General features: G+C 63.8%; 4 protein-coding genes and 3 pseudogenes. 2 read left to right on the top strand and 5 right to left on the bottom strand.

What is annotated here, in order from left to right:
- Positions 1-58: 58 nt before the first annotated feature.
- Positions 59-1,891, bottom strand: a complete 1,833-nt coding sequence (locus tag DFP88_RS15885) for a DUF7380 domain-containing protein (protein ID WP_110815684.1) — start codon at positions 1,889-1,891, stop codon at positions 59-61.
- A 469-nt stretch (positions 1,892-2,360) separates the two neighbouring features.
- Between DFP88_RS15885 and DFP88_RS15880 the strand changes: the two genes are divergently transcribed.
- Positions 2,361-2,924 (top strand): GIY-YIG nuclease family protein, encoded by a 564-nt coding sequence (locus DFP88_RS15880; RefSeq protein ID WP_110815683.1) that lies wholly within the window; start codon positions 2,361-2,363, stop codon positions 2,922-2,924.
- Between the two features lie 350 nt (positions 2,925-3,274).
- Here DFP88_RS15880 and DFP88_RS15875 read toward each other — a convergent pair.
- From DFP88_RS15875 to DFP88_RS15860, 4 genes and pseudogenes are all read right to left on the bottom strand, one after another.
- Positions 3,275-3,679, bottom strand: a pseudogene (locus DFP88_RS15875) (transposase); the annotation flags it as partial.
- Between the two features lie 72 nt (positions 3,680-3,751).
- A pseudogene (locus DFP88_RS17400) lies at positions 3,752-3,940 on the bottom strand (ATP-binding protein); the annotation flags it as partial.
- A gap of 4 nt (positions 3,941-3,944) precedes the next feature.
- Positions 3,945-4,877 (bottom strand): annotated as a pseudogene (locus DFP88_RS15865) (transposase); the annotation flags it as partial.
- 285 nt (positions 4,878-5,162) lie between these two features.
- Positions 5,163-5,345 (bottom strand): ribbon-helix-helix protein, CopG family, encoded by a 183-nt coding sequence (locus DFP88_RS15860; RefSeq protein ID WP_110815681.1) that lies wholly within the window; start codon positions 5,343-5,345, stop codon positions 5,163-5,165.
- Positions 5,346-5,465: 120 nt separating this feature from the next.
- Between DFP88_RS15860 and DFP88_RS15855 the strand changes: the two genes are divergently transcribed.
- A complete protein-coding gene (locus DFP88_RS15855) occupies positions 5,466-5,987 on the top strand; it encodes a hypothetical protein (RefSeq protein ID WP_110815680.1) in 522 nt (173 codons plus the stop codon).
- Positions 5,988-6,000 lie beyond the last annotated feature (13 nt).

Genomic DNA, 6,000 nt, shown 5'->3' with positions numbered 1-6,000 from the left:
GCGCCTCGGTGAAGCGGCTTTTCCTCATGTCGTCTGCTCCTTCGGGATGAAGCAAACTCTACATTGAACCGAGGGACGTTCCGGGGGGCAGGTCAGTCGCGTCGTCGCCGTAGGGCGTTCCGTCCGACAGGAGCGCGTGCGCCACGCCGTGACGCAGGCTGGGGCCGAGCTTGCTCAGAAACGTCCGGCGAATGTCCTCGGTGACGGCCCGTCCGAGGATCGCGTCCATCTCCGGACGCATGGCGTCGTAGAGTGCCGTGATCGTGCGATCCTCCTGCGTTTTGGACGCATCGTCCATGGTCGTGACGTCATGACCATGCTGCTTGAGCAAATGGCGCACCATGCCTTCCAGAAGCGGGGTGAGAATGTAGAGGGCCGAGACCATGTCGCCTTCGAACCATCGCACGAAGCCCCTCGTCGTCGTGAGGACCAGATGCGGCGGCACGGCTGGGCTGTGCCGGACGAGGTCGAGCACGACCTCCTCAGAAACGCGATGCTCTGCAATGATGACGACGCGCGCGACGTCGATACCCGCACGCGCGGCGAAAGCCCGGCGGATGCTTTCGGCCTGCATGATCGTGGGCTCCAGAGACTCGGCCGTGGCATCCTCCACGCCAATGCCGCCGCTTGGCGAGCGCGCGATTGTCTTTCCCTCGGCGTCCATATGGGATGCGGCGAACAACGAAGAGAAAGGGTGTTCGACCGAAGAGCGGCGAGCCTCTTCCTCGAGCTTTTCGGGCTCGGGAAAGCTACCCGCGATGAGCGTCAGCCGACGCAAAGCGTCGCCGAGGGGCAAGCCGAGGAATTTAGCACGCACCTCCTCCACCAGCTCCGAGATGTCGGTGCTGTGGGAGATCGGCACGAGGTCTTCCCGGATCGCCCCCTGCATGTCGATCAACCGGTGACGTAGCTTGTGGCGACGTTCTCGGATACCTGGCACCCCGTGGAGGGTGGCGATAGCGGTCTCCATCCAATGCGTGGCCAACATCGCCCCATGAGGTCGCCCGACGAAGGTTTCTGCATGCGCGGCGTAGCATTCCGCCGCCCGTATCATTGCGGCATTGGCCGCGTTCTCGTCCTTGGCCCGCTTGTGGGCGCGCGCCGCGAGGAGCCACATCTGGGCCGGGTAGTCATCCGATCCGGCGGACGGCGCGGGTGCGGTTCGCTCAATGAAGGTCTCGACAATTCCGGCGACGTCTTCGGGGGGCACCGCGCGTTCATCGAGCGCAAGATCCGTGAACAGCCGGAGACTGAAGCCGTCGTCGCTCCACCCGACCCGGCGTAGCAGTCCGGCAGCGAGTTCCTGAAGCCGATCATGCTCCCCGGCAGGTCGACCGAGGCCGTGGCAGACGGCGAACGCCATCCTCAGCAGGTCGTGACCGGTGACACCTAGGATGCCGCGCTCGCCTCGCGCCTCCAACCGCCCATCGTCGAGGCGTTCGATGATATCGATATAGGCGCGCAGCGCGACGAGACCTTCGTCTCGCCTTCGGCGTTCGAGGAACCACGCCAGATGCGCCAGCCGTGCGCGAGCCACCGGATGTTCGATGCGCTCAAGGACGGCCACGATCACCTCGACCAAGGGGCCGGCGAAGTCGTCGGGCGCGGCCGAGCGCGATCCATCGGCCATCACCACCATAGGGCCGAAGGGCGGCGTCTTGTTGGGGGTTTCGTACATACGGAAAATTGACGCAAGCATCTCGATCAGAGGACGTTCGGGCGCGTCGTCGCCAATGACCTTCAGCTTGCCGTAGAGAGCATCGCCAAGATCGGATGCGTTGACGGACGTGTTATTTTCGAACAGTCCGTCGACCGGGAGCATATCAATCATCGGAAGGGTCGCTCGCTGCCATCGCGCCGGCTCGTGTGCGTCCTCTTGCTCGCCCGACATTGTCACCTCCCCGTCTTCTTCAGGTAAAGTGGGTATGTTCGTTCCGAAGCAAAAAGCTCGCGCGACATGTCCACGGGACAAATCGCCTATCCCAACAGGATCGTTCTGGCGACCTAAATCGTCGCACCTGCCAGGCCAAGACCCAGACGAAACACCCGAAGCGGTTACTCATCCGTCCCGCGGCATCCGGAACTCTTGGGGCTCGAAGCAGACTTGCGGCGGCGTAGCAGGCCCACGCCCTGACGCGCCAGGTATGTGAGCGGCTTCGTCCTTGGGCTCTAAGGCGTCCTGTATCGGCGCGGCGCGGGTAAGCCCCTGGTCGCTCTTAGCGCAACGTTAATTTAGGCTTTGAGCGGTCCTCCGAACCATGGCTTCGACCAGGAAAGTCTCGCCATGGCGAGACTTTTTGCGCATCCTGACGCGCCCACCGTTATATCCAAGTCGTCGCCCATAAAGGAGAGACTTGCCCATGATGCCCCCGACCGCTGCCCTGGAGGCCCTCACCACTGCCCCGCTCACCCGCCTTGAAAACGTGCCGCGCAATGTCCCTGGCCTTTACCTGCTGCATGATCATGAGCAGGTCCCGCGCTACGTCGGCAAGACGATGAACCTGCGGCACCGAGTCTGGAGCAACCACTGTGCCGGGGATGAGAACAGCCACAAGTTCGTGGCGGCCTACAATGCCGGCCGTCTCTGGCACAGCAGGAAGAATGCCCTGAGCGAGGCGGGGGACGGCAAGGTCGCCAAGGAGCTGCGGAAACTCCTGGCGCGGGAATTTTGCCGCGCCCGCGTCCTGCCTCTGCCGGCGATCAGCGAATACGACCTTGGTGTCCTGGAGGACAGGGTTCGGGCCATTGCGCCCGAACCGATGAATGACTGGAACGATATCAAGCAGATCCCGGCCATGGAGCCTGTGGAGCTGGTCGAAAGGCTCCTGGATCAAATCCGTTGGACCGCGGATCAGCGCGCCAAAATCGATCGCCAGGCCGCCCGGTGGGCAACCTGGAAGACCGGGGAACGCGCAGCCGCATGAGGGCAGCTCGGACTGGGCGTGCGCCGATCTGCCCCGGGCTCACCCGGGGCGGATGCCTGTCAGGCGAGGACCCGACCGACCGCGTTCTCGCGTCCGACCCGGCCAGACTGCGGGCTCGAATCGGCCATGCGGCGCTGCGGCTGGGCGCACATAGATCCCCAAGGTGCGCTGTCAATCCCGGCCCATAGCAGACCTCCGTCCCATGCTTGGACTGGGGGCACTTTCGGCCCGAAGCCGCCGTCCGGCGCCATGCCCGGCCACGGGTGCTATCGGCCTATTCCGTTGAGAAACTCGGCCCGCCGTCGGCCTTGCTCCCCTCCGGCATTTTCGGCGCGTGCGCCTGTCCATCCTCAGCAGGCGACTTCCGGGGCCGGAAGGAGCTTCGCCAGCTTCCGGAGGTTCTGGGCGGTGGCTGCGAGGTTGATTTCGTCACGTGCGCCGTTCGGACCCCGCAATCGGAGACGGCTCAGGCCCAGAATGCGCTTTAGATGCGCGAAGAGCATCTCCACTTTCTTCCGCAGCCTGCAGGATACGGCGTAGTCGGCGGTCCGGTCGATCGCACGGGCCCGGTCGCTGGATGTTTCGAAGGTCGACCGCAGGATCTTCCGCGCGGGTTCCTTTGGGCAACAGCGCGTTTTCAACGCGCAGGTATCGCAATCGGCCTTGCTGGCCCGGTAGCGGAGCATGCCGGCCTCGTCGGCTTTCTTCTCGCGTGGCTTCGCGAAGGCCCGGCGGCTCTGCTTCAGCTCCTTGCCCTTTGGACAAGTGTAGACGTCGGCCTCGGCCTCATAGGTGAAGTCAGCGCGCTCGAATGTTGTCCAGCGACATCAGGGACTGCCCCCCTGACGACATGAGGAACTGACCCCCTCGCTGTTTGATGTGTTGATGGTGGGGTGCGCCGGAGCGGCCTTTTGCAAAAGACCGCTCCGGCGCTTCTCGCGCAACCGGTAGCTCTCGCCCCGGATGGTGATGACGTGGCTGTGGTGGAGCATCCGGTCGAGGATCGCGGTGGCGACTACCGGGAATATGGGGTGCGATGCCGCGCTGCTGGTCCAGCCAGTCCAGCATGGCACTGGTGCCGTAGGCGGTGTCTGCAATCAGCCGTTCCGGTTTGAGGCCGAAAGTATCGTTCACCCGGTCGATCATGGTCTGCACCGATCCGACTTCGGACTGGCGGATCGACCGGTTCGGCGGGAAAACGATCCCCAGGATTGTTTCCTCGTCCGCCTCACCCTCCACTTCGAGGATGACGCCGTTATCGGTGTCGATCAGGTAGTTGGTGGAATAGGCAAAGTAGGCCGGTCCGCCCCGAGCCCCGGTCCATTGCGAGGCCGGATCGGAATGCGACGTGAACTTCGGCTCGACAGAGCTCGCTGCGCCGAAGGCGGCATCATCGAGCCTTTCCAGGTATTCCCTGACCGCCCTTGGCGCGTCTTCAGGATTAATGCTGCCCGGCTGCCAGTCCGACTTCGGTGTCGAGTTCTGCCTGTTCGCGTCAGCTTGGATGATGCTGGCATCCGCGGCGAGGCGCTGACCGCTGGCCAGGCCTTCCGCTATGCACCGCGCCACCACCGTCTCGAACAGATGCCGCAGCAGGTCGCTGTCGCGGAACCGGCCGTGCCGGTTCTTGGAGAAGGTCGAGTGATCAGGGACAGGATCGGCCAGATCGAGGCGACAGAACCAGCGGTACGCGAGGTTGAGGTGAACCTCCTCGCAAATGCGACGCTCGGACCGGATGCCCATAATGTAGCCGACCAGCAGCATGCGGATCATCAGCTCCGGATCGACCGACGGCCGCCCGGTGGCGCTGTAGAACGCTGCCAGGTGCCGCCGGATGCCGGTCAGGTCGACGAACCGGTCCACAGATCGAAGCATATGGTCGAGCGGCACATGTGCTTCGATCGAGAACTCGTAGAACAGAGCGCCTTGCGCCTTCTGCCGGGACCCCATCACCGCCGCCCACCTCCGCCAGCCGATACAGAAGTGAATCAGCGGTCAGCACGTCAGGCAAGCCAAGTTTTTCAACGGAATACTCCCTTCCACGACCTTCGAGACGGGCGCAGCGAACGGTCGCTATCCTCCCTCTCAAAACCTTCACGCCGGACGCAGCTGAGGTCCGCTTCCGCGCTTCCTCCGCTTGTCTCGCCAATGCAGCGTAAACCCAGCAAGTGCGGCAATAAGCATTATGGGCCAACCGCCAATAAGCCCTGTGCAGTCAAGACCACTAAATACGTCGTGTCAGCCGTCACGGTCTTGTCCGCCCTCCCCGGTCATGCCGAGCCAAGCGATCAAAGCGCGTCGGACCATTTCAGGTCGGGTTGGTATGTCGGCCTCATGACGGCGTCGGCTGTCAATAGCATCGATGAGGTCGCGCGGTAGCCGTAGAGTTACAGCCTCGGTGTCTTTTTTGGGGGGAGCCATGAAACTATACCATTACGATGTTGACGTCATAATGGCATGATGCTATATTAGTCGGGCGAAGGCAAGAGATCCTACCCTCTCGCCCCGCCCTGACCACAACGATCTGTAGAGGAGATCACCATGGCTACTCATTCCCTTACCACGCCCGCTGACGCGGGCCAGTCCCTCTCGCCCGGCTCGGCCATCCTGCCGGTCGAGGATGCCTTCTGCGACATGCTGGACGCTTTCGAGCGGGCCATCGCGGAAGAAGAGGCGCTCGATCACCGCTACTACGGCGATCCGGCCTACAGGCTGTTCTTCGCCTCCGCCGATGCCTGCTGGCTGCGGCTCCATGCGCGCGCCGATCTTGTGACCTGCCTCGAACCCCTGGGTCCGACCTGTGCGCTGCTGCAGGACATCGCCCGGTCGATCATCGCCGTCGTCCATGACGAGGAGGCGAAGGCGATTGCCGCCGTAATGACGGGCACCCTGAGGCGGACGCGTCTGGACCCGCTCAACCCCGCCACGGTCGAGGATCGCCGGGCGGAGATGCTGATGGCGCAGGCCTTGCGCTTGCTCGAGCACCAGGTCGAGGACGAGGGCAGCGCCGCTGGCGCGTCCGGCGCGCCGGTTCCTGTCGCGGAGCCGGTCTCCGCCGCCTGATCCGACCTCATCG

The sequence above is a fragment of the Pseudoroseicyclus aestuarii genome (genome assembly GCF_003217255.1).
Taxonomy (GTDB): domain Bacteria; phylum Pseudomonadota; class Alphaproteobacteria; order Rhodobacterales; family Rhodobacteraceae; genus Pseudoroseicyclus; species Pseudoroseicyclus aestuarii.
The sequence above is the reverse complement of the archived record's forward strand: the minus strand, read 5'-3'. Positions and strand labels throughout refer to the sequence as shown.